At 71.9% G+C, this 24,975-nt stretch carries 24 protein-coding genes and 1 tRNA gene; 9 read left to right on the top strand and 16 right to left on the bottom strand.

Translation table 11 applies throughout. The features are described 5' to 3' along the window. Nucleotides 1-33 precede the first annotated feature (33 nt). The 6 genes from EDF19_RS14120 to EDF19_RS14095 all read right to left on the bottom strand — a co-directional run bounded on the left by EDF19_RS14120 (nucleotide 34) and on the right by EDF19_RS14095 (nucleotide 4,530). Nucleotides 34-1,452: a cell wall metabolism sensor histidine kinase WalK gene (locus EDF19_RS14120; RefSeq protein ID WP_260217193.1), complete on the bottom strand. Its 1,419-nt coding sequence runs from the start codon at nucleotides 1,450-1,452 to the stop codon at nucleotides 34-36. Continuing rightward, on the bottom strand, nucleotides 1,445-2,122 hold the full coding sequence (locus tag EDF19_RS14115) for a response regulator transcription factor (RefSeq protein ID WP_123681499.1): 678 nt from the start codon (nucleotides 2,120-2,122) through the stop codon (nucleotides 1,445-1,447). Before EDF19_RS14115 ends, EDF19_RS14120 begins: the two co-directional genes overlap by 8 nt. 201 nt (nucleotides 2,123-2,323) lie before the next feature. Next, nucleotides 2,324-2,536: an SCO4848 family membrane protein gene (locus tag EDF19_RS14110; protein WP_123681498.1), complete on the bottom strand. Its 213-nt coding sequence runs from the start codon at nucleotides 2,534-2,536 to the stop codon at nucleotides 2,324-2,326. A 172-nt stretch (nucleotides 2,537-2,708) separates the two neighbouring features. Further along, nucleotides 2,709-3,635, bottom strand: coding sequence for a hypothetical protein (locus EDF19_RS14105; RefSeq protein WP_123681497.1), 927 nt, complete (start codon nucleotides 3,633-3,635; stop codon nucleotides 2,709-2,711). Continuing rightward, on the bottom strand, nucleotides 3,632-4,093 hold the full coding sequence (locus tag EDF19_RS14100) for an ImmA/IrrE family metallo-endopeptidase (protein WP_185022865.1): 462 nt from the start codon (nucleotides 4,091-4,093) through the stop codon (nucleotides 3,632-3,634). Before EDF19_RS14100 ends, EDF19_RS14105 begins: the two co-directional genes overlap by 4 nt. Beyond that, complete coding sequence (locus EDF19_RS14095; protein WP_123681495.1) at nucleotides 4,090-4,530, bottom strand: hypothetical protein; 441 nt, start codon at nucleotides 4,528-4,530, stop codon at nucleotides 4,090-4,092. Before EDF19_RS14095 ends, EDF19_RS14100 begins: the two co-directional genes overlap by 4 nt. Nucleotides 4,531-4,605: 75 nt before the next feature. Here EDF19_RS14095 and EDF19_RS14090 point away from each other — a divergent pair, with 75 nt between their 5' ends. After that, complete coding sequence (locus EDF19_RS14090) at nucleotides 4,606-5,256, top strand: YigZ family protein (RefSeq protein ID WP_123681494.1); 651 nt, start codon at nucleotides 4,606-4,608, stop codon at nucleotides 5,254-5,256. Between the two features lie 103 nt (nucleotides 5,257-5,359). Here the strand turns inward: EDF19_RS14090 and EDF19_RS14085 are convergent. After that, nucleotides 5,360-5,435: transfer RNA gene (locus tag EDF19_RS14085), tRNA-Lys, on the bottom strand. A 94-nt stretch (nucleotides 5,436-5,529) separates the two neighbouring features. Between EDF19_RS14085 and bcp the strand changes: the two genes are divergently transcribed. Beyond that, nucleotides 5,530-6,000 carry a thioredoxin-dependent thiol peroxidase gene (bcp, locus tag EDF19_RS14080; protein ID WP_123681543.1) on the top strand — a complete coding sequence of 157 codons (471 nt, stop codon included), beginning with the start codon at nucleotides 5,530-5,532 and terminating at the stop codon, nucleotides 5,998-6,000. 78 nt (nucleotides 6,001-6,078) lie between these two features. On the opposite strand, the gene EDF19_RS14075 is transcribed toward bcp, so the two are convergent. Continuing rightward, nucleotides 6,079-6,501 carry a hypothetical protein gene (locus tag EDF19_RS14075; RefSeq protein WP_123681493.1) on the bottom strand — a complete coding sequence of 141 codons (423 nt, stop codon included), beginning with the start codon at nucleotides 6,499-6,501 and terminating at the stop codon, nucleotides 6,079-6,081. 263 nt (nucleotides 6,502-6,764) lie between these two features. On the opposite strand from EDF19_RS14075, the gene EDF19_RS14070 reads away from it, so the two are divergent. Then, complete coding sequence (locus EDF19_RS14070) at nucleotides 6,765-7,013, top strand: WhiB family transcriptional regulator (protein ID WP_017888820.1); 249 nt, start codon at nucleotides 6,765-6,767, stop codon at nucleotides 7,011-7,013. 213 nt (nucleotides 7,014-7,226) lie between these two features. Here EDF19_RS14070 and EDF19_RS14065 read toward each other — a convergent pair whose 3' ends face one another. Then, nucleotides 7,227-8,726, bottom strand: a complete 1,500-nt coding sequence (locus EDF19_RS14065; protein ID WP_123681492.1) for a sensor histidine kinase — start codon at nucleotides 8,724-8,726, stop codon at nucleotides 7,227-7,229. A 120-nt stretch (nucleotides 8,727-8,846) separates the two neighbouring features. Between EDF19_RS14065 and EDF19_RS14060 the strand changes: the two genes are divergently transcribed. Continuing rightward, nucleotides 8,847-9,287, top strand: a complete 441-nt coding sequence (locus EDF19_RS14060; protein WP_148071108.1) for an Rv3235 family protein — start codon at nucleotides 8,847-8,849, stop codon at nucleotides 9,285-9,287. A gap of 197 nt (nucleotides 9,288-9,484) precedes the next feature. Here EDF19_RS14060 and secA read toward each other — a convergent pair whose 3' ends face one another. The 6 genes from secA to mtrA all read right to left on the bottom strand — a co-directional run bounded on the left by secA (nucleotide 9,485) and on the right by mtrA (nucleotide 18,256). Next, entirely contained in the window at nucleotides 9,485-12,268 is a 2,784-nt protein-coding gene (gene secA, locus EDF19_RS14055) for a preprotein translocase subunit SecA (RefSeq protein ID WP_123681490.1), read from the bottom strand. A 153-nt stretch (nucleotides 12,269-12,421) separates the two neighbouring features. Further along, nucleotides 12,422-13,123 carry a ribosome hibernation-promoting factor, HPF/YfiA family gene (hpf, locus tag EDF19_RS14050; RefSeq protein ID WP_123681489.1) on the bottom strand — a complete coding sequence of 234 codons (702 nt, stop codon included), beginning with the start codon at nucleotides 13,121-13,123 and terminating at the stop codon, nucleotides 12,422-12,424. Between the two features lie 208 nt (nucleotides 13,124-13,331). Continuing rightward, the gene (locus EDF19_RS14045; RefSeq protein ID WP_123681488.1) at nucleotides 13,332-13,994 is read right to left on the bottom strand and encodes a ComF family protein; all 663 of its coding nucleotides are present in this window, start codon (nucleotides 13,992-13,994) and stop codon (nucleotides 13,332-13,334) included. Nucleotides 13,995-14,193: 199 nt separating this feature from the next. Beyond that, entirely contained in the window at nucleotides 14,194-15,876 is a 1,683-nt protein-coding gene (locus tag EDF19_RS14040; RefSeq protein WP_123681487.1) for a GerMN domain-containing protein, read from the bottom strand. Then, nucleotides 15,876-17,576 (bottom strand): MtrAB system histidine kinase MtrB, encoded by a 1,701-nt coding sequence (gene mtrB, locus EDF19_RS14035; protein WP_123681486.1) that lies wholly within the window; start codon nucleotides 17,574-17,576, stop codon nucleotides 15,876-15,878. The genes EDF19_RS14040 and mtrB overlap by 1 nt, the downstream gene beginning before the upstream one ends. 5 nt (nucleotides 17,577-17,581) lie before the next feature. Beyond that, nucleotides 17,582-18,256, bottom strand: coding sequence for an MtrAB system response regulator MtrA (mtrA, locus tag EDF19_RS14030; RefSeq protein WP_123292246.1), 675 nt, complete (start codon nucleotides 18,254-18,256; stop codon nucleotides 17,582-17,584). A gap of 304 nt (nucleotides 18,257-18,560) precedes the next feature. Between mtrA and EDF19_RS14025 the strand changes: the two genes are divergently transcribed. Genes EDF19_RS14025 through EDF19_RS14005 form a run of 5 tightly spaced genes read left to right on the top strand, consistent with a single transcriptional unit; the run spans nucleotide 18,561 to nucleotide 23,926 of the window. Continuing rightward, entirely contained in the window at nucleotides 18,561-19,709 is a 1,149-nt protein-coding gene (locus tag EDF19_RS14025; RefSeq protein ID WP_185022864.1) for a glycerophosphoryl diester phosphodiesterase membrane domain-containing protein, read from the top strand. Then, a complete protein-coding gene (locus tag EDF19_RS14020) occupies nucleotides 19,706-20,344 on the top strand; it encodes a DUF4129 domain-containing protein (RefSeq protein ID WP_123681484.1) in 639 nt (212 codons plus the stop codon). The genes EDF19_RS14025 and EDF19_RS14020 overlap by 4 nt, the downstream gene beginning before the upstream one ends. Continuing rightward, nucleotides 20,341-21,561, top strand: coding sequence for a DUF4350 domain-containing protein (locus tag EDF19_RS14015; protein ID WP_123681483.1), 1,221 nt, complete (start codon nucleotides 20,341-20,343; stop codon nucleotides 21,559-21,561). Before EDF19_RS14020 ends, EDF19_RS14015 begins: the two co-directional genes overlap by 4 nt. 56 nt (nucleotides 21,562-21,617) lie before the next feature. Further along, nucleotides 21,618-22,574 carry a MoxR family ATPase gene (locus tag EDF19_RS14010; RefSeq protein WP_123681542.1) on the top strand — a complete coding sequence of 319 codons (957 nt, stop codon included), beginning with the start codon at nucleotides 21,618-21,620 and terminating at the stop codon, nucleotides 22,572-22,574. Next, nucleotides 22,574-23,926 carry a DUF58 domain-containing protein gene (locus EDF19_RS14005; RefSeq protein ID WP_123681482.1) on the top strand — a complete coding sequence of 451 codons (1,353 nt, stop codon included), beginning with the start codon at nucleotides 22,574-22,576 and terminating at the stop codon, nucleotides 23,924-23,926. Before EDF19_RS14010 ends, EDF19_RS14005 begins: the two co-directional genes overlap by 1 nt. A gap of 10 nt (nucleotides 23,927-23,936) precedes the next feature. On the opposite strand, the gene EDF19_RS14000 is transcribed toward EDF19_RS14005, so the two are convergent. Beyond that, a complete protein-coding gene (locus EDF19_RS14000) occupies nucleotides 23,937-24,935 on the bottom strand; it encodes a stage II sporulation protein M (RefSeq protein WP_123681481.1) in 999 nt (332 codons plus the stop codon). Nucleotides 24,936-24,975 lie beyond the last annotated feature (40 nt).

The following is a 24,975-nucleotide window of genomic DNA, read 5'->3' as shown; positions in this document are numbered from 1 at the left end:
AGCGGGTGCTGAAGCAGGCCTGAAGCCGCCTGGTCAGCCACCGAGTGCGATGCGTACCTCGAAGCGTGCACCGCCGAGCGGCGAGTCCAGCACGACGACCTCGCCGCCGTGTGCCCGCACGGCGTCGCGGACGATCGCGAGTCCGAGCCCGGCGCCGCCCGCGTCACGGCTGCGGGCCTCGTCGAGGCGCACGAACCGCTCGAACACCCGGTCGCGGTCCGCTGCGGCGACTCCCTGCCCGTCGTCGTCGACGGTGAGCACCGCGGACCCGCCCTGTTCGGCGAGGCCGACGGCGACCCGGGTCGAGGCGTGCCGGACGGCGTTGTCGACGAGGTTCCGGACGACACCGGCGAGCACCCGCTCGTCGCCGAGCACGCGGGCCGCCGAGATGCCGGACCCGTCGACCACCGGGGAACCGTCTCGACCGTCACCACCGTCACGACTATCACCACCGTCACGACCCGCCGATGCCCGAGCACGGGCGACCGCGTCGAGCGCGAGGTCGTCGAGGTCCACCGGGCGGCGGGCACCGAGACCCCCCTCGTCGAGTCGGGAGAGCTCGAGGAGGCCCGTCACGAGGTCCTGCAGGCGCAGCGCCTCGGAGCGGACCACGTCGGAGAACTCCTCGACGCCGGTCGAGTCCGGGTGTGCCGCCGCCACCTCGGCGTGCTGCCGGATGCTCGCGATCGGCGACCGCAGCTCGTGCGAGGCGTCGGACACGAACCGTCGCTGCCCCTCGGCCGCACGATCGAGCCGGTCGAGCATCGCGTTCATCGTCGTCGCGAGCCGCGCCACCTCGTCGTCGGTGTCCGGCACCTCGACGCGGGCGTCCGGGCGCGCCGCACGGATCGTCTCGACCTCGGTCCGCATCCGTTCGACGGGTCGCAACGCCCGGCCGGTCACCGCCCACGTGACGGCGCCGAGCACGAGCACGAGCACCGGGACCCCGACGGCGAGGAGCACCAGCGCGGCACGGACCGCGGAGTCGGTCTGTTCGAGGGAGACGCCGTAGACCAGGGTCGCCTCGCCGCCGCCCGGCAGGTCGACGTCGTCCGCCACCAGGAGCCACCGTTCACCGTCGTGCGACCACCGGCTCTCGTCGGCCGTCGGGAGTGCGGGTGGATCGGCGTCGTCACCGTGCGCGAGCACCGACCCACCGGGGCCCACCACCTGCACGAGCACGTCCTCGTACCCGCTCACCGCGGCGGCTCCCTCGGCCTCGACCCGCGAGGACGCCTGTTCGAGCCCGGCCTCGGCAGAGGTCCGGACCCCGTCCAGCAGCACCAGCCGGAGCACGACGACGAACGCCGCCGCCCCGACGAGGAGCGCGGCGAGCACGACCAGCCCGGCACCGAGGGTGGTTCGGGCACGGACCGACCGGAAGCGCCGACGCCGAGCCGTCGTCCGGCCGACCACCGACGTCCGGCCAGCCTCCGACGTCCGGTCAGCCACCGTCGGCCGCCAACCGGTAGCCGGCGCCGCGGACGGTCTCCAGAGCGTTCCGCCCGAAGGGCCGGTCGAGCTTCCGCCGGAGGTGTCCCACGTACACCTCGACGATGTTCGGGTCGCCGTCGAAGTCGACGTCCCAGACGTTCTCGATGACCTCGCGCTTCGAGCACACGTCGCCGGCGCGGCGGGCGAGGTACTCGAGCACCGCGAACTCGCGACTGGTGAGCTCGACCGCGGTACCGGCGCGCGTCACCGTGCGGGCGGCCGGGTCGACGACGAGGTCGCCGAGGGTCAGCACGGACGGACGCTCCCGGGCGCCGCGACGGACCAGCGCACGCAGGCGGGCGACGAGCACCGGGTGCGAGAACGGCTTCGTGACGTAGTCGTCTGCTCCGGCATCGAGGGCCTCGACCTGGTCCCACTCGCCGTCCTTCGCGGTGAGCATGAGCACCGGGGTCCAGTCCTCGTCGGCGCGGAGCTGCGCGCACACGGCCCACCCGCTGAGGCCGGGCATCATCAGGTCGAGGACGATCGCGTCGTACCGGAACTCCCGGGCGTGCCAGAGTCCGTCGACGCCGTCGTGGGCGACGTCGACCGCCCATCCCTCGGCCTCGAGGCCACGTCGGACGCCGTCGGCGAGCCGGACCTCGTCATCGACCACCAGCACGCGCATGGGGACGATCCTGCCGTGCGCCGCTGAAGCGGCGCTGAAGCGGCGCTGAAGCGGCGCTGAAGCAGCGCTGCAGCAGCGCTGCAGCGGCGCTGCAGCGGCGTGGTGACCAGCGGGTCGCGACGGCGACCGGACGACGGCCTGGAGGCGCGTGGCGGGGCCGCCCCGTGCCTCCCGTCCGTCGGGTGGTCTGGTCGAGAGCCGCTAGACCAGCAGCAGGATCCCGGCGACGACCGCCGCCACGGCGATCGCGAGCGCGATGAGCAGCAGCACGAGGTGCACGGTGTAGAACGTGGTCGGCTTGCCTGCGGCGTCACGGGCACGGGAGTCCGTCGCGACGCGCTGGAAGAAGCGCGGCCAGGTGATGACGTTGAAGACGGCACCGATGAACAGGACGACTGCGGCGAAGACGAGCACCGTCCGAGTCTAGACAACGGGTGTCGGTGGTGCTCGGCCGCCCCCAACGCGGCCGAGTCCCGACCCGGCGAGCCACAGGATCTGTAGCACTTGCTACAGACTGTACACGGCTCGGCGGAACACGTCGAGCCACCCAGTGGGACCGAGGTCCCGCGATGTGCTACACGGGGCGCTACGCGGCGTCGAGCGCGGCTTCGGCGTCGGCGAGGACGGCCCGCTCGGCCTCCGTCAGGGCCGCGCGCGACGACCGGACCCCGTCGTTGATCTCGACGATCAGGCGGCTCAACCGAGTCGCCGGGTCCGCGGTCCGCGGGTAGGCGTTGTCCGCGCCGAGCCGCTCGTGCAGGGGCTCGAGCCGCCGGAGCGCCGCCCGCACCCGACGGTCACCGCGCGCACGCCAGGCGCGGTGCCCGACCACGAGCAGGAGCATCCCCGACGCCACGCACAGCACCGCGCCGGGGGTCGTGACGTCGTACGGCAGCGCGAGGGCTGCGGTCACCGTGTCGTGACCGGTGACGTGCGCGAGGTCCATCACCACGACGACGACCATCCGGACCACACCGAGCACGCCACCGCCGACGAGCAACCACAGGCCGACCAGGTCGGTCGTGGTGCGGGCCTCGCGCAGGCGGAGCACGCAGATCAGGCCGGTGGCACCGAGTGCGACGCCGAGGTACAGGGTCTGCGCGATCGAGTAGACGGCCGCAGCGGGGTACGATCCCGCGTCGAGCATGAACGTCGTCGTGGTCGGGGGCTTGTCGAGCACCGTGAACGCCGTGATCACGACCACCCCGACGACCGCGCACGTCACGACGATCGCGTTGCGGAGCCACGGCCGCGCGGCCCCGACGGCCTTCGCGACGCCCCAGAGCAGGGTGCTGGTCCCCGCGATCATCAGGCAGTCACTGACCACCGTCACGAGGTTGAACCCGCCCACCAGCGGATCGGCCCACCGGTACAGGGCGTCGACGTTGGTGACGATCGTGGCCGAGAACAGCAGGAAGGTCACCGCGAGCGTACGGTCGTTCCCGCGCTGCAGCACGAAGAGCGCGACCGTGCCGGCGATCAAGAGCACCGCCTGGGCGACGGACAAGATCACCCGAACACCCCACGGAACGCGCTCGGACGTGTGCGGTGGCCGCGGATGAGGGTGGCGAGCTGATCGGCGAAGAGCTCGGCCTGCCGCTCGAACTCGTTGTCGAAGAGCCCGCGGGCCAGGGCGCGCTCGACCTTGTACTCGGGCAGGTCCGGGATCACGTCGCGGATGTAGGCCGCCTGCGGGGCGTGCTCCTGGTGCCGGTGCAGGACGTGGCCGAGCTCGTGCCCGATGACGAACGCCCGGAAGGTCGGCGATGCCGTGGGCGAGATCATGATGAGGTGCGCGTGCTCGAGCGTCGCGACGAACCCGCACACCGGTTCGGCGGCGAGGAACGCCTCTTCGCGGACGACGACGGGCTTGCCGACGACGTCAGCCGCGGCGGCCACGGCCTGGTCGACGTCGGACCACCCCTCGGCCGCACCGCGCTCCCAGAACGCCTGGATGAGGGAGTCCGTCACGCGACGCTCCCCCGCTGTGATTCCTCCTCGAGCACCTCGGCGATGCGCCGGAGCGCCTCGGGCGAGAGCTCACCGGGGAACGTGCGGGCGGCGAACCCGCTGACCCGGGCGGAGCGCAGCGACCGGACGAGCGCGAGCTGCGCCCCGATCCGCTCGGGCACGTCGCTGTCCTCGAGCAGGAAGCGTTCATCGACCTCGAAGAACCCGGCGAGGATCTGCAGGAGCTCGGTGTCGCGGTTCCGACGGCCGTCCCCGGAGAGCATGTACGTCCACTTCGCCCGCGAGAGCGAGCCGCCGCGCAGTGCCACGAACTCCTCGATCGAGGCGAACGGCACCGGGGTCCCGCGCTGCGCTTCCTCGAAGTCGAGCAGCAGGTTCAGCCGACGGGCGAGCTCGGCGGCGTCGAGGACCCCGCCCTTCTGATCGCGTGTCTCCATGTCGGACTCCTCCCCAGCCGTGCGTGCACGACATGCTAGCGCGGGACGCCCGATCCGCGCCGGTAGCCTCGGGACATGGTCCGCCGCTTCCCGTCGACGATCGCCGCGGCCGTCGAGCACGAGATCGTCATCACGAAGTCGCGGTTCATCACCACCCTCGCGCCGGTCGCCGGCGTCGACGAGGCCGACGCGGTGATCGCGGACGTCCGTCGTCGCCGCTGGGACGCCCGGCACAACTGCACGGCGATGGTGACCGGGGTGCTCGGCGACCAAGCGCGGTCCTCCGACGACGGCGAACCGTCGGGCACGGCGGGCGTCCCGATGCTCGAGGTCCTGCGCCGCCGCGACCTGACCGACCTCGTCGCCGTCGTCACGCGCTACTTCGGCGGGGTCAAGCTCGGCGCCGGCGGACTCGTGCGGGCGTACTCGACGTCGGTCTCCGAAGCGCTCGACGCCGCCCGGCTCGTCCGCCGCGAGGCACTCACCGACGTGCGGTTCGACGTCGACCACGCGGAGGCCGGCCGCATCGACAACGTCCTGCGCGACTGGGTCCGGAACCACCACGCGACCCTCGGCCCGACGACGTACGGCCGCGTCGCCACCTTCGAGGTCCGGGTCCCCCGAGCAGCGCTCGACGTGCTGACGGCCGACCTCGCGGCGGCGTCCGCCGGGGCCCTCGAACCCGTGATCGGCGAGGAACACGTCGTCGACGTGACCGCCGACTGATTTCGTCCGTCCGGAGCACCTCGGGCGTGTCTCGCCGTGGACGCGTGATCGAGCCCGGAACGCACGAAGGCCCCGACTCGATGAGTCGGGGCCTTCGTGATTCTGGTGCACCCCCTCGGACTTGAACCGAGAACCCACTGATTAAGAGTCAGTTGCTCTGCCAATTGAGCTAGAGGTGCATGTTCCGGCTTCCGTGCCGCAACGGGAATCAACAATAGCATGGGTTCTGCGTGCTCACGACCACTCGTGGGCACGAACGCGAACAGGAGCACCATGACCGACCGCCTCGCCGCCGGCGACACCGCCCCCGACTTCACGCTGCCGGACCAGGACGGCGTCGAGCACACCCTGTCGAGCCTGCGCGGCCGGAAGGTCATCGTGTACTTCTACCCGGCGGCCTCGACCCCCGGGTGCACCACGGAGGCCTGCGACTTCCGCGACAACATGTCCTCGCTGCAGGCCGCCGGGTACGAGGTGCTCGGCGTCTCGAAGGACGAGCCCGCGAAGCTCAAGACGTTCCAGCACGAGCAGGCCCTCACGTTCCCGCTGCTGAGCGACCCGGACCTGACGGTGCACAAGGCGTACGCCGCGTGGGGCGAGAAGAACAACTACGGCAAGATCGTCACCGGCACGATCCGCTCGACGATCGTCGTCGACGAGGACGGCGTCGTGCAGCTCCCGCTGTACAACGTCAAGGCAACGGGGCACGTCGCGAGCCTGCGGAAGAAGCTGGGCCTGGTCTGAGGACCGGCCACGCACTGGAGGCCCGGTGCCGGTTCCGAGAACCGGCACCGGGCCTCCAGTGCGTTCGGACCAGACCGTCTACTCGGCCGGACGCGCGAGCGCGGCCGTCACGGACTTCGTCAGCACCAGCGTGATGCCGAGCAGCGCCGGGATGAGCAGGACCCACCCGACGGCGGGCACGCGGAAGACGCCCTGGAACGCACCGATCGCGATCGCTCCCTGCAGCACCTGCCAGACGATGATCCCGGAACGCACCCAGGAGCGGCCCTTCCACAGGCCGTTCAGCAGCGCGCCGAGCCAGAGGGCGGCGATGGCCGCGAGGACCGTCAGGGCGATCCCGGACGCGATGCTCGTGGCCGGTGCGACGATGACCTCGACGATCAGCACCACCGTCACGACGACCAGGGCGGCGAACTCGAGTCCGACCACGACCAGCAGTCCGACGAGCGCCGGTGACCGTCGCTCGGGAGGGTCGATCTCCGTCGGGGTGTCATCTCGCACAGTGATCCTCCAGCATTGAAACCCTTGATTTGCCCCTACCAGTATGGAACGATATTGGAGGTCGTTTGGACGGCACGATGTGGTGTGCGTCTCCCGTGGTTCGTCGCTCCTCCCCCGAGCGTCACGCGGGCGTCAGACTCGCTATCTCAGCGGACTCCTCCCCACAGTTGTCCCCTCCATGCCGCATGCATGGTCAGCGTTCCGATCCCCTGAACCGCGGCCCCGGCCTGCCGTTCGAGCATCGACATCAAGGAGCACCACACATGGACTGGCGTGACAAGGCTGCCTGCCTCACCGCGGACCCCGAGCTCTTCTTCCCCGTCGGGAACACCGGGCCCGCCGTCGACCAGATCGAGAAGGCCAAGTCGGTCTGTGCTCGCTGCACGGTCACCGAGATGTGCCTGCAGTACGCGCTCGAGAACAACCAGGACTCCGGAGTCTGGGGTGGCCTGAGCGAGGACGAGCGTCGTGCGCTGAAGCGTCGCGCCGCGCGTGCCCGCCGGGCTTCCTGACCGGAGCCGTCCGACACCGACGCCCGTCGTCCCCTCGGGGACGGCGGGCGTCGTCGTGCGCGCGGGCAGGGCCGCGGGGCGGGGCCGCGGGGCGGGGCGCCCGTGCGCGCCCCCGCAGGGGCATTGCGCCCCGAAGAGCCGGGGCGCAATGCCCGTGAGCGGGCGCGAACCCGACGCGCAACTCCCGCGGGCACGGCGCAACCCGGCCGGACGTCAGGCGGGAGCGGTCAGCCAGCGGAACGGGATGGTGATCGTCACCTCGGTGCCGCTGCCGGTCAGGGTGTGCCAGTCGATCGTGCCGCCGAGCTCCCCCTGGATGAGCGTGCGGACGATCTGGGTGCCGAGACCCGATCCGACCTTGCCCTCCGGCAGCCCGACGCCGTTGTCCCGGACCTCGATCTCCAGGTGGTCGTCGAACCGGCGGGCGACGATCTCGACCTCACCGTCGCGGCCGTCCAGCCCGTGCTCGACGGCGTTCGTCACGAGCTCCGTGAGGCCGAGGGCGAGCGGCGTCGCAGCCTCGGAGGGCAGCACCCCGAACTCGCCGGTCTTCTTCGGGTGCACCGTGGTGTTGTGCGACGCGGCGACCTCGGTCACGAGCTTGAGCACGGAGTCGAACACGTCGTCGAAGTCGACCGTCTGACTGAGGCCGCTCGACAGGGTGTCGTGCACGACGGCGATGGCGGCGACGCGGCGCATGGCGTTCTGCAGCGACGTGCGTGCCTCGTCGGAGTGCGTGCGACGCGCCTGGATCCGGAGCAGTGACGCCACCGTCTGCAGGTTGTTCTTCACGCGGTGGTGGATCTCGCGGATCGTCGCGTCCTTGGTGATGAGCTCGCGCTCCTGGTGCCGGAGCTCGGAGACGTCGCGGCAGAGCACGATGGCTCCGATCCGCTCACCGTGGTCGCGGAGCGGGATCGAGCGCAGGGACACCGTGACGCCCTTCGACTCCACGTCGGCGCGCCACGGGGCACGGCCGGTGACCACGAGGGGCAGGGACTCGTCGACGTCGAGCTGGGCGCCGATGAGCTCGGTGGTGACCTCGGCCAGTGACTTGCGCTCGAGCTCACCCTCGAAGCCCATCCGGTTGAACGCACTCAGGCCGTTCGGGCTGGCAAAGGTGACGATGCCGGCGGTGTCGAGCCGCAGCAGGCCGTCGCTGGCTCGGGGCGCTCCGCGACGGGGGCCCGCCGGTGCGCCGAGGTCCGGGAAGTCACCCGTCGCGATCATCCCGAACAGGTCGTTCGCGCTCGCGGTGAAGTTGAGCTCCTGGCGGCTCGGGGTCCGCATCTCGTCCTGGTTCGAGTGCCGGGTGACGACGGCGATCGGCCGGTCGGTGGTCTCGGCGCTCTTCGCGCTCAGTCGTCGGAGCACCGGGATGGCGCGGACGCGGGTGGGGGTGTCCTCGTACCAGTCCGGCTCCGCGGAGTCGACGACCCTCGAGCCGGCGAAGCTCTCCGTCACCTGGCCGCGCCACTCCTCGCGGATCTCCTGCCCGACGATGTCGCGGTAGAACAGCGTCGCCGCGGAGCTCGGGCGGGCGTGCGCGACGGCGACGAACGAGCCGTCCTCGGCCGTCGGCACCCAGAGGACCATGTCCGCGAAGGACAGGTCGGCCAGGAGCTGCCAGTCCCCCACCAGCAGGTGGAGCCACTCCACGTCTGCTTCCGAGGAACGGCCTTGTGCGAGGACGAGGTCACTGAGGGTCGACACCCGATCAGTCTAGGTGCGGCCGACTTGTGGAGAACTCCCGCCTGTCCACACACCTGAGCAGTTTCGTATGTTGCATGTCGCACTCCCCATACGCTCACCACAGCAACGGAAGGGGCAGGGGTGGCGGAGCAGGCACGGCTGATCGATGTGGTGGCGACGAGTCCGGGGAGACCGGTGCTCGCACCCGTCGACCCGATCCCGATCACGGAGACGGCGACCGGACCACCCGACCCCGCGGACACCGCACGGGCGCTCGGCCTCTGCGTCGCCGAGATCCTCAGCGGGGCGCGCGAGGTCGACAGCATCGCACGGTGGATCACCGACGACGTGCAGCGGCACCTGCAGCAGCGCTCGGCGGTCGCGGCGCACGCCCGCTCCGTGGGGCGGCGGTCCCGCGCACGGCCGGTGCTGCGGGTCGGCAGCGTCCTCGTCTGTCGGCCGGCCGACGGCGTCGCCGAGGCGACGGTCGTCGTCCACACCCGCAGTCACGCGCGTGCGGTCGCGATCCGTCTCGAGGACCGGCAGGGCCGGTGGCGCGCGACGGCGATCGGCGTCCTGTAGGCGCGAGGAGACGGACTGGAGGCGCGGTGCCAGCTGGCACCGCGCCTCCAGTCCGCACCGCCGTGCGTCGGGTGCGTTGGGTGCGTTGGGCACGCTTGGTGCGCTTGGTGCGTTGGGTGCGCTTGGTGAGCAGAAATGGTCGGGTCCCGACGTGGGACCCGACCATTTCTGCTCACGATGCGCTCGCGCGCAGGGCGCTAGTTCTTCTTCGCGGCCTGTCGACGCTCGGCACGGTTGCCGGCCGCGGCAGCCTGGCCGGAGGCGGTCGCCGCGTTGCCGAAGGCGGAACCCTGCTCCGGCTCGGCAGCCGCTTCGGCCTCGGCCTGGGCACGCTGTGCACGCGCCGTGGCGGCCTGCTCGAGGCGCCCGCGCTCGTCGCGCACCTCGACCTCGCCGTCGATCGACGGAGCCGAGTACTCGAGACCGGAGACCTCGTCCTCGCCGAGGCCCTTGGCCTCGATCACGGCGTTCTCACCGTCGGACTGCACCTGGACCTCGAGGTTGAAGAGGTAGCCGACCGACTCTTCGCGGATCTGCCCCATCATGCTCTGGAACAGTGCGTAGCCCTCGCGCTGGTACTCGACCAGCGGGTCACGCTGTGCCATCGCGCGGAGGCCGATGCCGTCCTTGAGGTAGTCCATCTCGTACAGGTGGTCGCGCCAGCGGCGGTCGATCACCGAGAGGACCACGCGGCGCTCGAGCTCGCGCATCGCCTCGTCGCCGAGGAGCTCCTCGCGCTTGGAGTAGGCGAGCTTGGCGTCGGAGAGGATCTCGCGACCGAGGAACTCGCGGGACGCCTTGCCCTTCGAGCCGGCCTCGGTGATGACCTCGTCGATGGAGATCGAGATCGGGTAGAGCGTGCCGAGCTCGGTCCACATGGCGTCGAGGTCCCAGTCGTCCGGCGAGCCCTCGCCGGTGTGGGTGTCGATGACGTCGTCGACGACGCTCTTCAGGAACGACTGCGCACGCTCGTGCAGGTCGTCGCCCTCGAGGATGTGCCGGCGGTCGCTGTAGATCGCTTCGCGCTGGCGGTTCAGGACGTCGTCGTACTTGAGGACGTTCTTGCGGATCTCGGCGTTCCGGCCCTCGACCTGTGCCTGGGCGGAACGGATCGCGCGGCCGACGAGCTTGTTCTCGATGGCCAGGTCGTCCGGCACGTTCGAGCGGCCCATCAGGCTCTCGGCGGCACCGGAGTTGAACAGGCGCATCAGGTCGTCGGTGAGCGACAGGTAGAAGCGGCTCTCGCCCGGGTCGCCCTGACGGCCGGAACGACCGCGGAGCTGGTTGTCGATGCGGCGGGACTCGTGGCGCTCGGTGCCGAGGACGTAGAGACCGCCGGCCTCGCGGACCTTGTCGCCCTCTTCGTTGACCTCGGCCTTGACGCGGGCGAACACGTCGTCCCACTCGGCCTCGTACTCGTCGGGGGTCTCCGACGGCGAGAGCCCCTTGGCGTGCATCTCCTGCACGGCGAGGAACTCGGAGTTGCCGCCGAGCATGATGTCGGTACCACGACCGGCCATGTTCGTCGCGACCGTCACGGCGCCGAGGCGACCCGCCTGGGCCACGATCGCTGCTTCGCGCGCGTGGTTCTTCGCGTTGAGGACCTCGTGCTTGACGCCCTTCTTCGCGAGGAGCTTCGAGAGGTACTCGGACTTCTCGACGCTCGTGGTGCCGACGAGGACGGGCTGGCCCTTCTCGTGGCGCTCGGCGATGTCCTCGGCGACCTGCTCGAACTTCGCCTTCTCGTTCTTGTAGACGAGGTCGGTCTGGTCGATGCGCTGCATCGGCTTGTTCGTCGGGATCGGGACCACGCCGAGCTTGTAGGTCGACATGAACTCCGCCGCCTCGGTCTCGGCGGTACCCGTCATGCCCGAGAGCTTCTGGTACAGGCGGAAGTAGTTCTGGAGCGTGACCGTGGCGAGGGTCTGGTTCTCGGCCTTGACCTCGACCGCTTCCTTCGCCTCGATCGCCTGGTGGATGCCCTCGTTGTAGCGACGACCCATCAGGATGCGGCCGGTGTGCTCGTCGACGATGAGCACCTCGCCGTTCATCACGACGTAGTCCTTGTCCTTCTTGAACAGCGCGACGGCCTTGATCGAGTTGTTCAGGAACGAGATCAGCGGGGTGTTCGCCGACTCGTACAGGTTGTCGATACCGAGGTAGTCCTCGACCTTCTCGATGCCGGGCTCGAGCACGCCGACGGTGCGCTTCTTCTCGTCGACCTCGTAGTCCTCGCCCGGGGTGAGGCGCTTGGCGATCGAGGCGAACTCGGTGAACCAGCGGTTGGCCTCGCCCGAGGACGGACCGGAGATGATGAGCGGCGTGCGGGCCTCGTCGATGAGGATCGAGTCGACCTCGTCCACGACGGCGAAGAAGTGTCCGCGCTGCACCATGTCCGAGGCCTGCCACGCCATGTTGTCGCGCAGGTAGTCGAAGCCGAACTCGTTGTTCGTGCCGTACGTGATGTCGGCCGCGTACTGCTCACGGCGCTCGGCCGGGGACTGGTTCGCGACGATGCACCCGGTCGTCATACCGAGGGCGCGGAAGACGCGGCCCATGATCTCGGACTGGTACGACGCGAGGTAGTCGTTCACGGTGATGACGTGCACGCCGCGCGACGGGATCGCGTTGAGGTACGCGGCCGTGGTGGCGACGAGGGTCTTGCCCTCACCGGTCTTCATCTCGGCGATGTTGCCGAGGTGGAGGGCCGCGCCGCCCATGAGCTGCACGTCGAAGTGCCGCATGCCGAGGGTGCGCTTCGCCGCTTCGCGGACCGCTGCGAACGCCTCGGGCAGGAGGTCATCGAGGGTCTCGCCGTTGGCGTACCGCTCGCGGAGCTCCTTCGTCTCGTCCTGGAGCTCCTCGTCGGTGAGGCTCGAGAAGTCGTCCTCGAGGTCGTTGATCGCCGAGGCGTACGCCTTCAGCCGGCGGAGGGTTCGTCCTTCGCCGATGCGGAGGACCTTCTCCAGCACGTTTGCCACGTGAGCTCCTTACGAGGTCGTCGGGCGCGACCTGCACGCCCGATCGACCAGTCATGCTAGCAACCCGCAACAGCCCTGCGCTGTGAGCGACGCGGGTGTGCGCGACCCGCGAACGGGCCGCGCACACGGTGCGGGAGGGTTCGGTGGTGACCGCTAGGCGATCGCGACCGCGGGCTCGGCGTCCGCCGTCGACCCGGACCCGGTCGCGTCGTCGATGCCGATGACGCCGTAGTCCCAGCCCTTGCGGCGGTAGACGACGCTCGGACGATGGGTCTCGGCGTCCACGAACAGGTAGAAGTCGTGCCCGACGAGCTCCATGTAGTACAGGGCGTCGTCGACCGTCATCGGGGCGGCCTCGAACACCTTGTGGCGGATCACGACGGGGCTGTAGACCTCGCCGTCGTCCTCGTCCGTGCCCTGCTCGTCGACGACGGAGACGGCTCCGGTGGCGACGTCCTCGATGAGGCGGCCGTCTGCGGGGACGACCCCCAAGCCGTCGAAGCCGCTGCCGGCGACCTCGGCCACCGATGTGGGGCGGTGGCGGCCGCGGTGCACCTTGCGTCGATCGCGTGCACGGCGGAGTCGTTCCATGATGCGGGCGAAGGCGAGGTCGAAGGCGGCGTACTTGTCGGAGGCCGCGGACTCTGCCCGCACGAGGGGCCCAGGACCGATCAGCGTGAGCTCGATGCGGTCCTCGCCCTGGCTGCCGCCCGACTTCTCGTGGTGGCGGCTGATGCGCACCTCGAAAGCGAGGGCACGGTCGGCGAGCACGTCGATCTTCTCGGACTTCTGTTCGACGTAGGTGCGGAATCGGTCGGTTACTCCGACGTTCCGGCCCGTGATCGTCACGTCCATGTGGCGGCTCCCATCCAGACTCAGCGCGTCGCCTCCATCCGGCGAACCCGAACGCCTTGCCGCGAGGCTAGACCCGCTGCCGACCCGGCGTCACAGTGCGTCGGCGAGTCCGCCGGACACTCACCGGACGCACAGTGGCCACCGGGTGTTCACCGAGGCGGGGCCGCCACGGGCGTCGACCGTGTCGACGCGACCGGCCTGCGGCACGTCATTCCTCCACACTCGCCACAGCGACGCACCGCACCACCCGTCCGCCCGCCGCCCGCACGGCCCGAACCCCCTCGGCCATCGTGACGCCGGTGGTCACCACGTCGTCGACGAGCACGACGTCGCGGCCGTCCACGCCCACGGCACGGAGCGTGCCGACCGTCGCGGCGACCCGCTCGAGGGCGGTGCGCTCCTTCTGGCCGGGGCCGCCGGCAGTGGGACCGGCACGGACCCGGACCAGCCGCTGGGGACGACGGACCCCGCCGCGCGCCAGGAGCAGCACCACCGGATCGAACCCCCGCCGCCGAGCGCCCGACCGGGACGGCGGGATCCTGCGCAGGACCGTGCCGGGCGGGGCTCCGGCGAGCGCCTGCCGCACGAGGGCTCCGAACCGCAGGCCGAGTGGACGGGCGACGTCGACGCGCCCGCGCAGCTTCAGCTCGAGCAGCAGGGTGCGGACGAGGCCCTCGTACTCCCACGCGGCGTCGAGCCGCACCCCGGCGACGAGCCGCACCCGGCCGGGCCGTCCGACGAGGTCCGCACGACAGGTCGGGCAGAGCGCACGGTCGGCGGCGCCGCAGCCCAGGCAGGCCACGGGCAGGAACAGTCCGAGCACGGCGAGGACGGCGTCACGCCACGGTGTCTGGTGGTCTGCGGGAGGCACGGCACGAGTGTGGTCGTGACCCGGTGCCGGGCGTGGACCGGCTCGGCGGACGGTGGACGGGCCTCCAGACCGGGGCGCCTGTGGAGGAAGGACCGCCGGCCGCGCACGCACGCGGCGGCCACGCACGCACGCGGCGGTCACGCACGCACGCGACCGCCCGCACGCCCGCGACCGCCCGCACGCCCGCGCACGCGACCCGTCAGCGCTGCGTGCCGAGCACCCGTGCCGTGACGCCGGTCGTGTCCCAACCCCCACCGGTGGACTGCAGCACCTGCCCGTCGGACATCCGGAGGAGCATCGCTCCCCCGCTCCCGCCGCTGATCGCCGTCGCCCGACCATCGGGCTTCGGCAGCGTGGTCGACTGCCCACCGATCGTGGTCCGGACGATGTTCGGTCCGTTCGTCGTCTGCCCGACGGAGGCCACGTCGGTGTCGTTCACCCAGGTGGCTCCGACGGCGGTGCCCGTCGCGGCCTGCACGCGCACGGCCGCCCCGAAGGACGTCGGCGAGCGGTCTGACCCGCGGATGATCGCCATCACGTACAGGCCAGGGCCGTCCGCGGTGTCGATGAGCGCGAGCGCCCTGGTGGAGTCGCGGGAGACCTGGAACGACACGAGCTCGCCGCGCGGCAGTGACGTGTCCACCTGGTGCGGATCGCCGCCGAGCCCGTAGGCCGTGATCTTCCTGGTGTCCGACGACTGCCCCACCCAGACGAACCCGAGGTCGTCGATCGAGGGGGCGACGAGGTCCTCGCGGGCGTCGACGCGGAGGTGGTCCTCGCCGCGGACGACGATCGCGCCGTCCCGGTTGCCGACGGCCGCGGTGGAGCCGGACGCCGAGAGCGCGATCGACGTGGGGTCGAGGTCGGCGACGGTGTCCCCGACGCCGCTGCCCAGCTTCGCGACCTTGCCGGTCCCCGCCGTGGCGTACCCGACGACGCCGTCCTCCTCGACGAGTGGGCGGGGGTCGATGTCGGGGTCGACCTGCGCGTTCGCGCCACTGGAGTCGGGCACGGACAGGCTCGCGCCCTCGATGGTCATCGAGACCGACGAGACCGTGGCGACCGATGCGAGTGACTTGCTGAGCTGCTCCCGCATCCGCACCTTGTCGACGGTGCTCGCGCGGAGGGCACCGCTCGACAGGTCGACGAGCGCGGTGCCACTGTCGATCGTCACGGCGTTCAGGGAGAGCTGCGTGCCCTCGGGGAACGAGGACACCACGGCGCCCTTCAACCAGTCGGCGGGGCCGGCGAGCAGCGCGCTGGCGATCCGGGTGCTCGTCGACGAGCGGGCCAGGAACCAGCGCTCGTCGGGCACGAGGAACCGGTACGTCGGGTCGTAGAAGTACAGGGCGTGCTGCTGGAACACCGACTCGAAGCTCACCGGCGTCAGGATGATGCCGTCCGGCGCGTAGGCGATGCGCCACTCACCGTCCTCCTGCACGAACTGGAAGGTCAGCGTCGACGAGGTCGGCCGGACGGCCTGCGTGTACTCCCCCTCGGAGTCGACGGTGGCGCTCGCGGTCATCGTGTAGGTGAGCTCACGGTCGTCGGCGCGCTCGACGGTGCCGCTGCCGTCGCGGATGGTGACGCTCTGCCGCGGGTTCCACTGCTGCGAGAAGTCGGCGCTGAGGAACTCGCGGGCGATCGCGTAGTTGTCCTGCGCGCCGGTGGCGGCGGCGATGAACCCGCGGAGGATCTCCGTCTGGTCGGCACCGACGTTCGGCTTGTACGGGCGGAAGTCGACGCCGGAGACCGACTCGTCCTTGATGGCCTGACCGGACCGGACGGGACCGTCGGTGGGGATGGCGGCGCAGGCGGTGAGGGCGACGAGGCCCATGGCGGCGACGGCGACGGCCAGCACGTGGCGGATCCGGGTGCGCATCAGGACTCCTCTCGCACGGCGCGGGGGCCGTCGTACGACTCGTCGAGCTCCGGCAGCGGGATCGCCGACGTCGCCGTGGCCGCGAACTCGTTCCGGGGCAGGGTGAGGACGAAGGTCGAGCCCTCGCCGGGGCGGGACCACACGTCGATCCGGCCGCCGTGCAGCTTCGCGTCGCCCAGGCTGATCGCGAGGCCGAGGCCGGTCCCGCCGATGGTGCGCTTGCGGCTCGGGTCGGCGCGCCAGAAGCGGTCGAAGACGCGGGCGGCGTCCTCCGGCGGCATCCCGATCCCTTGGTCGCGCACGGCGATGGCGACGGTCCGGGCATCGCTGTCGACGACGACCTGCACGGGCTTCGCGTCGCCGTGCTCGACGGCGTTGCCGACCAGGTTCCGGAGGATGCGGCGGACCCGCTTCGCGTCGAGCTGCATGGTGGTGTGGCCGCCGGGGGTCGCCAGCTGCAGGTCGATCCCGGCGCGTTCGGCGAGGGGTCGGAACTCGTCGACGATGTCGGCGGCGAGCGCTGCCGGCAGCACGGACACGGTGTCGAGTTGCACCGCCTGGGCGTCGAACCGGGAGATCTCGAGCAGGTCGGCGAGCAGCAGCTCGAACCGTTCGACCTGGGCGTGCAGGAGTTCGGCGGACCGGCCGACCGAGGGCTCGAAGGCGTGGCGGGAGTCGTAGAGCATGTCGCCGGCGAGCCGGATCGTGGTGAGCGGGGTGCGGAGTTCGTGGGAAACGTCTGACACGAACCGCTGCTGGACCCGCGAGAGCTCGGCGAGCTGCGTGATCTGCCGGCTGACAGCCTCGGCCATTCCGTTGAAGCTCCGCGCGAGCGTCGCGAGGTCGTCCTGCCCGCGCACCGGGATGCGTTCGTCGAGGCGTCCGGCGGCGATCTTCCGGCTGGTCTCGGCGGCGGCGCGGATCGGCACGACGACGAGCCGGACGACGAGCGAGGTCACCAGGGCGATGAGCACCATGAGCGCGACACCGCCGATGGACAGCGTCTGGGACACGAAGTCCAGGGTCTGCTGGGCGTCGGAGAGGTCGTAGACCAGGTACAGCTCGTACTGGCCCGCGCTCGGGATCTGCAGGGTCGACCCCACCGCGAGCCCCGGGACACGTCGGCCGTCGTCGTCGAGCTGCACCGGCTGCAGGCTGAGCTTGCCGGTGTTCGCCCCGACCTCCTTCCGGAGGGCGTCGGTGATGACGGCATCGGGGAAGTCCGGGCTGGCGATGGTCTGCAGGGTCTGCGGGGTGGACTGGTCCGGGCTCCGCTCGATCGCGATGCTCGTGCCGCCGGGACTCGTCGTGTTCGACAGGATCGCCTGCTGCGCTTCGTTCTGCAGGGTCTCGAGCTCGGACTGGTTGTTGTCCTCGGCCGCCGTCGCCGCGTCGAAGATGCCCTGCGCGACGATCGTGGCGCGGGCGGACTCCGACTCGATCTGGTCGCGGCGCTGCGAGTAGACGTTCGTCGAGATGCTGAGCATGACCGCGGTGCCGATGATCGCGATGGCGAGGCCCGTCGTCATCACGGTGATGGCGACCGACCGGAGCATCAGGGACCGGCGCCACAGGTACGCGATCGGCCGCCACCCGCGACGGGCCCAGCGGCGGAGTCGACGCCGACCACGGTCCACCACACCGATCGACGCGGTGGGGGTCCCGGTGCCGGAGCTCGCTGCGGGCGGGGCGGGCGGCACGGTGGTCAGGCTCCTCCGGCGCGGTACCCGACGCCGCGGACCGTCGTGACGGTCTTCGGGTTGTCGGGGTCGTGCTCGATCTTCGCGCGGAGGCGCTGGACGTGCACGTTCACCAGACGGGTGTCCGCCTTGTAGTGGTAGCCCCAGACCTGCTCGAGCAGCATCTCGCGGGTGAACACCTGGTTCGGCTTCTCGGCGAGCGCCCGGAGCAGGTCGAACTCGAGCGGGGTGAGCGCGATGACGGTGTCGCCGCGTCGGACCTCGTGCCCGGCGACGTCGACGGTGACGTCGCCGACGTGCAGCACCGTCGCGTCGGTGGCGCTCGGCCGCAGCCGGGTGCGGATGCGGGCGACGAGCTCCTTCGGGTTGAAGGGCTTCACGACGTAGTCGTCGGCACCGTTCTCGAGGCCCAGGACGACGTCGGCGGTGTCGCTCTTCGCCGTGAGCATGATGATCGGGGTGCCGCTCTCGGCACGGATGCGCTTGCAGACCTCGATGCCGTCGATGCCGGGGAGCATCACGTCGAGCAGGACGAGGTCGGGCTTGGTGCTGTGGAACGCGTCCACGGCGTCGTTGCCGTCGGCGCTGAACTCGGGCTCGTACCCCTCCGAGCGGAGCACGATGCCGATCATCTCGGCGAGGGCCTGGTCGTCGTCGACGACGAGGATGCGCGGTGTCATGTGATGTGGACTCCGTGTGGCGTGCGTGCGGTGGTGCCGGGTGGCACGTGTCCCCACACGATAGCCGAGGCCCCGCCGCCGGGCGTTTTCCGCCAGGATGGAGGGACCGCGCGTCGCAGCGTGGGCGCACACGACGAGGGGGGCCGGCGGCATGACCGATTGGCACACGCCTGGTGGGCACGGCCCTGCTCCGCAGGATCCGAACGCACAGCCGGGAGGCCCGAGGCAGTTCTCCGTCCCGCTCCCGCCCGCCCCGGGGCCGGGACCACTGCCCGGACCGGGTCCGAAGGCCGGCTCGCGTCCGGTGATCCCGCTCCGCCCGCTCGGCCTCGGCGACGTGCTCGGCGGTGCGTTCACGGTCTTCCGCCGCAACGCCCGGGTCCTGCTGCTCTGGAGCGTCCTGCTCAGCGGCGTGCTCGGACTCCTGTCGACGCTCGTGAGCACCTTCGGGCAGCAGGCGCTGCAGTCCCGGATGTTCTCCGCCCTCGACGGCGGGAGCGGGACGGACACGATCCTGGCCGGGTCGGTGACGCTGTGGGTGCTGCTCTCCGTCGGGCTGCCGTTCCTGGCCTACCTCGGTCGCGGGTTCCTCGTGGCGCCGGTCGCCGCGGACACCGGCCAACGTGTCCTCGGGCGCCGGGCCACGTTCCGCGGGCTGTGGGCACTGCTCGCCGGTCGGCGCTGGCCGGTCGTGGCGTGGATGCTCGTGCAGATCGGTGCGGGCATCGTCGTCGGGGTCGTCCTGGTGCTCGTGTTCGTCGGGCTCTTCGCGGCACTCGGCGCCGGCGACTCCGGCGTGGGTTGGTTCGTGCTCGTGGTCTTCGTGGTGATGCTCGGGTTCGGCGTGCTGCTGGCCTGGCTCAGCACCCGGTTCGTGTTCACGGTGCCGACCATCGCGTTGGAGGGACGGTCCGTCTTCTCCGCCGCCGCGCAGTCCTGGCGGCTCACCCGCGGCGCGTTCTGGCGCACCTTCGGGATCCTGCTGCTCGTCCGGGTGGTGTTCGGCTTCGCGGTCTCGATCGCGTCGGCGCCGCTCACCATCGGCGCCGTGCTCGTCGGCGGCGTCCTCGACCCGCTCGGGCAGACCGACGCGTCCTCCGGGATCGGTACCGGCGCGCTCGTGGCGATCGTCGTCGGCAGCCTGCTGGCGATCGCGGTGCAGTGCATCACGGACGTACTGGGCGCCTCCGTGACGACGTTCCTGGCGATCGACCGCCGGATCCGGACCGAGGCGCTCGACCAGCGGATCGCGGCGCACCTGGACACCGGGCAGCCCGCCGACCCGTTCGCCCCCTCCGCTCCGGTGTCCCGGCCGCCGTGGCCGCCGCAGCAGCAGTGGGGGCAGCAGCAGTGGCAGCCGCCGCAGCAGCAGTGGCCGACCCAGCAGCCGCCGCAGTGGCCGGCGCAGCCGCCGCAACAGCAGCCGGGTCGGTTCCCGCCGGACGGCGCATGACGGCGGTCGACCCGGACGAGGCCCGGCGGCTCCTCGAGCGCGAGCTCGAGCGGTCCGCGTACGACGGCGCGCACATGACCTGGTGGGACCGTGCGTCCCGGACCTTCCTCGACTGGCTCGGCTCACTGCGTGCGGACGGACTCGGCTCGCCCGTGGTGGTGCAGACGGCGCTGTGGATCGCGATCGTCGTGCTGGTCGCCGTGATCGTGCTCGTCGTCGTCGCACGAGGGCTCCCCCGTCGCCGCGCCCGCACCCGCGCCGACGACACCGGCGGTGTGTTCGACGACGACCTGCGCTCCGCCCGTGAACTGCTGGACGCCGCACAGTCCGCGCTCCGGCGGTCGGACTGGTCGGCCGCGGTGCTCGACGGGTTCCGGGCGATCGCCCGCGGGCTCGGCGAGCGCGACCTCGTTCCCGACGTGCCGGGTGCCACCGCGCGGACCATCGCGGCCCGGGGCGCGGTGTCGTTCCCGACCGCGAGTGCGCGGCTGGACGCCGCCGCCGCGGCCTTCGACGCCGTGCGGTACCTCGGCGCCGACGCTGACGAGGCGACCGCCCGCGCCGTCATCGACACCGAGCGCGACGTCCGGCAGGCACGCCCCGTACGAGCCCCGGGGCCGGTGGTCCCGGCATGACGACCGTCACCGAACCGGCGCCGGTCACCGCGAGGGACTCCCCGCCCGAGCGACGCCGAGGGCGCATCGTCTTCTGGACGGCGATCGTGCTCGTCGCCGTGGTCCTCGCGGTCCTGACCGCCGTCGTGCAGGGATCGGGCGGGCCGGACCGCCGACCGCTCGACCCGACCTCCACGACGGCGAGCGGTTCCGCGGCACTGGTACGGGTGCTCGAGCAGCGCGGCACCGACGTGACGATCACCGACGACGCCGCACGGATCGACGGCGGCACCGTGCTGGTCGACGACTCCGACGGCGTGCTCGACCCCGAGGTCGCTGACCGCATCGCCCGGAGCGCCCGACACGTCGTCCTCGTGACCATCACCGACTCCGCGTTGGAGGCCTTCGGCATCGACGCAGCTCCCGTCGCCGCGGTCGAGGGCTCCGACACGGTCTCCACCGCGTCCTGCCGGATCCCCGCGGCGGCGTCGGCCGGACGCGTGTCCACCGCCGGGTACGCCTACACCGTCGACGACCCCGACGCCGACCGCTGCGCGCCGACCGGCTCGGGTGCCGACCGCGGGTGGGGGCTGGTCCGCACGGACACCCCCGCCGGGGACGTCACGCTCCTCGGCACGACGGCGGCGTTCCGCAACGACACCGTCACGACGGCCGGGAACGCCGCACTCGCACTCGGGCTGCTCGGTTCCGAGGACCGGCTGACCTGGTACACCCCGTCGGTGGGCTCCCCCGGTGCTGCCCCGACGCTCGGCGAACTCGCACCGCCGTGGGTGCCCGGCGCGCTCGCGCTGCTCGCCCTGGTGGCAGTGGCTGCCGGGGTGTGGCGCGGCCGGCGGCTCGGACCACTCGTCGTCGAACGGATGCCCGTCGTGGTCCGCGCCGCCGAGACCACCGAGGGCCGAGCCCGGATGTACGCCAGGACCCGTGACCGCACCCACGCGCTCGACACCCTCCGGATCGCGGCCGTCCGCCGGATCGCCCGGCTGCTCGGGCTGCCCCGTTCCGCACACGTCGACGAGGTCGTCCGCGCCGCCGCCCGCGTCACCGGCGCGCCGGACACGCGCGTCGGCGCCGTGCTCGTCGGCGGGACCACCGACGACGATCGGGCACTCGTCGCCGGGACGGCAGCACTCGACGACCTCGAACGGGCCGTCAGGCGCGCCACCGCCGGACAGCGCCCCACCACCGACCACGACCGACCAGGAGGACGACCGTGAGCGACCTGCCCCACGACGCCGCACCGCACGGCACGAACACCACGACCGACACCGCCGTGCGCGGCACCGACCTGCGCGATGCGTTCGGCCGGGTCCGCACCGAGGTCGCGAAGGCCGTCGTCGGCCAGGAGGGCGCGGTGTCCGGCATGATCGTCGGGCTGCTCGCGCAGGGCCACGTGCTGCTCGAGGGCGTCCCCGGCGTCGCGAAGACCCTGCTCGTCAGGAGCGTCGCCGCGGCGATGTCGCTCGACACCAAGCGCATCCAGTTCACCCCGGACCTGATGCCCGGCGACGTGACGGGCTCGCTCGTGTACGACGCCTCCACCGGCACGTTCCCGTTCCGCGAGGGGCCGGTGTTCACGAACGTGCTGCTCGCCGACGAGGTGAACCGCACCCCACCGAAGACGCAGTCGGCGCTGCTCGAGGCGATGGAGGAACGGCAGGTCAGCGTCGACGGCGACGCCCGCCCGCTGCCCGACCCGTTCTTCGTCGCCGCGACGATGAACCCGATCGAGTTCGAGGGCACGTACACGCTCCCCGAGGCGCAGCTCGACCGGTTCCTGCTGAAGCTCACCCTCGACATCCCGCCGCGCGACGTCGAGTGGCAGGTCCTCCGGCGGCACGCCGACGGGTTCGTGCCGCGCGACGTCCGCTCCGCCGGCATCACCCCGGTCGTCGGTCTCGACGAGGTCCGTGCCGCCCAGCAGGCCGTCCGGGCCGTCGGCGCACGCGACGACGTGCTCGCGTACGTCGTCGACCTCGCCCGCGCCACCCGTGAAGCCCCGTCCGTCCGGGTCGGCGTGAGCCCCCGCGGCGCGACGGCACTGCTCGCCGCGGCGAAGGCCTGGGCCTGGCTCACCGGGTACGACGCGATCACCCCGGACCACGTCCAGGCGATGACGCTGCCCGTCTGGCGACACCGACTGCGGGTCGCCGCGGACGCCGAGCTCGAGGGCGTCGGCGCCGACGGGGTGCTGCAGCAGGTGCTCGAACAGGTGCGGGTGCCGATCTAGTGGCGGTCTCCGGCCGGTTCGTCGCCCTCCTCGCGGTCGCGATCGTGCCCACCGTGCTGCTCGCCAGCGCGTGGGCCGGTCTGGCGTGGGTCGGCGTCGTCGTGCTCGGCGCGGCGGTCGACGTCCTCGGCGCCGCCGATCTCCGCCGGGTGCGGGTCGAACGGCGGATGCCACGGCTGGCCCGCCGCGACAGCACCGCCGACGGCACGCTCGTGCTCGCGAACGACGGTGCGCGGACACTCCGCGGGATCGTCCGCGACATGTGGGAGCCGTCCGCCGGGCACCTTCCCCGGCGTGTGCGGATGACCGTGCCCGGCGGGGAACGACGGACCGCGCGGATGCGGTTCACACCGTTCCGCCGTGGTCACCGCCGGACGACCGGGGTCGCGGTGCGCGCGTTCGGGCCGCTCGGACTCGCTGCCCGCCAGCGGGTCATCGCAGTGCCGGGCGAACTCGTGGTGACGCCGCCGTTCCGCTCCCGACGGCACCTGCCGTCGCGGCTCGCCCGGCTCCGGGAACTCGACGGTGAGACGACGCTGCAGCTCCGCGGCCACGGTACCGAGTTCGACTCCCTGCGCGACTACGTCCGCGGCGACGACGTCCGCTCGATCGACTGGCGAGCGACCGCCCGACGGCAGGACCTCGTCGTCCGCACCTGGCGCCCCGAGCGCGACCGGCGGGTCGTGGTCGTGGTCGACGCCGGACGCGCGGGCGCCGGACGGGTGGACGACGAACCCCGGCTCGACACCTTCATCGAGGCGGCGCTCCTCGTCGGCGCACTGGCCGCGGCGGCCGGCGACCGGGTGGACCTGGCGGTCCTCGACGACACCGTCCACGACCGCGTGCACGGTGCCACCAGGACCGACGTCGTGCAGCGGTTCGGCGAGTCGCTCGCGATGGCGGAACCCGGACTCGCTGCCACCGGCTGGGCAGCGGTCCCCGCACTCGTCGACTCGATCACGACGTCGCGCGCCCTCGTCGTGCTCGCGTCGAGCCTGGACTCCGTCGGGGCGTCCGGCGACCTGCTCGCCGTGCTGCCGCGATTGACCCGACGGCACGCGGTCGTCGTGACGAGCATCGAGGACCCGGCGGTGCAGCGGATGGCGAGCGGGGCGGTCGAGGCGGTCACGGACCGACGCGGGGCGCGGGGCGGACGTGTGGCGGGCCTCCCGGGATCCGCGGAGCGCGACGTGTACCGCCGGGCCGCAGCCGAACGCACCCTGCTCGATGCCGACGGCGTCGCCGACGTCGCGCGTCGGGCCGGAGCCGAGGTCGTGCGGGGCACACCGGAGGACGTCCCGCCGCTCGTGGCGGACGCGTACATCCGCGCCAAGGCGACCGGCCGGCTCTGACCCGTCCGCGCTACCCGGCGACCAGGGCGGACGTGCCGCGCTCGAACTCCTCGACGTCGCCGCGCTCCCCTGCCCGGAACGCCCGACCGCCGAGCACCCACTGGTAGGCGAGCACCGCGACGAGCGCCACCGTGCCGATCCCGATCTTGATCGGCCACGGCCAGTCCTGTCGCGTGACGACGCCCTCGACCAGTCCGGAGAGCAGCAGGGTCAGCGTCAGGCCGATCGCGATGGTGATGAGGGCTCGGCCGTCCTCGGCGAGGGCCTGCCCGCGGGTGCGGTGCGCACCGGGTGCGACCCACGACCAGAAGATCATCAGCCCCGCGCCACCCGCCAGGAACACCGAGTAGAGCTCGAGCTGACCGTGCGGGGCGATCCAGAGGAAGAAGTCGCCCAGACGGCCCTGGGAGTGCATGATCGCCGCGGACACCCCGAGGCCGACGGCGTTCTGCATGATCGAGAAGGGGACGAAGACGCCCGTGATGCCGAACGCCACCATCGTCGCGGCGATGTACGCGTTGTTCGTCCAGACCTGCGCGGTGAACGCCCCGAGGCCGTGGTCCGAGTAGTAGTCGACGAAGTCCTGGGTGGCGTACTGGCGCAGGGCCTCCTGCGTGCCGAACGTGGCCGTCGCACCGGGAGTCGTCGTGATCCACACCGCGACGATCGCCGCGATCGCCACCGTCGCGAGGGCCACCCAGATCGTCACCCACCGGATCCGGTACAGGGCCGCGGGCAGCTGGCGAGTGAAGAAGAGCGTGACCGCGGTCAACGGGTCGACAGGGGTGCCGGTGAAGCGCAGACGGGCGCGGAACAGGGTGAGCGAGAGGCGGTCGCCGGTGGTGGTGCGGGCGGCGGCACCGCGGATCCGGGCGAGGTCCGTCGCTGCTTCCTGGTACCCCGAGACCAGGCGGTCGACGTCGGCGCCGGACGTGTGGCGGGCACGGGCGAGGCGGTCGAGCTCCTGCCACCGGTCGCGGTGCACCTCGGCGTAGGCGTCCAGGTCCACGTGTCCCCCTCGTGTCGGGCGGCGCCGCTCGTGTCGGGTG

It is taken from the genome of Curtobacterium sp. PhB115 (assembly GCF_003752025.1).
Lineage (GTDB): Bacteria > Actinomycetota > Actinomycetes > Actinomycetales > Microbacteriaceae > Curtobacterium.
Note: the sequence above shows the minus strand (reverse complement) of the source record. Positions and strands in the feature narration are given on the sequence as shown.

What these genes read in the sequence shown, in the direction of transcription:
- EDF19_RS14090 (WP_123681494.1), top strand. Translation starts at nt 4,606, where the DNA reads ATGGTCCGCCGCTTCCCGTCGACGATCGCCGCGGCCGTCGAGCACGAG.
- EDF19_RS14115 (WP_123681499.1), bottom strand. Translation starts at nt 2,122, where the DNA reads ATGCGCGTGCTGGTGGTCGATGACGAGGTCCGGCTCGCCGACGGCGTC.
- bcp (WP_123681543.1), top strand. Translation starts at nt 5,530, where the DNA reads ATGACCGACCGCCTCGCCGCCGGCGACACCGCCCCCGACTTCACGCTG.
- EDF19_RS14040 (WP_123681487.1), bottom strand. Translation starts at nt 15,876, where the DNA reads ATGCGCACCCGGATCCGCCACGTGCTGGCCGTCGCCGTCGCCGCCATG.
- hpf (WP_123681489.1), bottom strand. Translation starts at nt 13,123, where the DNA reads ATGGACGTGACGATCACGGGCCGGAACGTCGGAGTAACCGACCGATTC.
- EDF19_RS14020 (WP_123681484.1), top strand. Translation starts at nt 19,706, where the DNA reads ATGACGGCGGTCGACCCGGACGAGGCCCGGCGGCTCCTCGAGCGCGAG.
- EDF19_RS14015 (WP_123681483.1), top strand. Translation starts at nt 20,341, where the DNA reads ATGACGACCGTCACCGAACCGGCGCCGGTCACCGCGAGGGACTCCCCG.
- EDF19_RS14070 (WP_017888820.1), top strand. Translation starts at nt 6,765, where the DNA reads ATGGACTGGCGTGACAAGGCTGCCTGCCTCACCGCGGACCCCGAGCTC.
- mtrA (WP_123292246.1), bottom strand. Translation starts at nt 18,256, where the DNA reads ATGACACCGCGCATCCTCGTCGTCGACGACGACCAGGCCCTCGCCGAG.
- EDF19_RS14095 (WP_123681495.1), bottom strand. Translation starts at nt 4,530, where the DNA reads ATGGAGACACGCGATCAGAAGGGCGGGGTCCTCGACGCCGCCGAGCTC.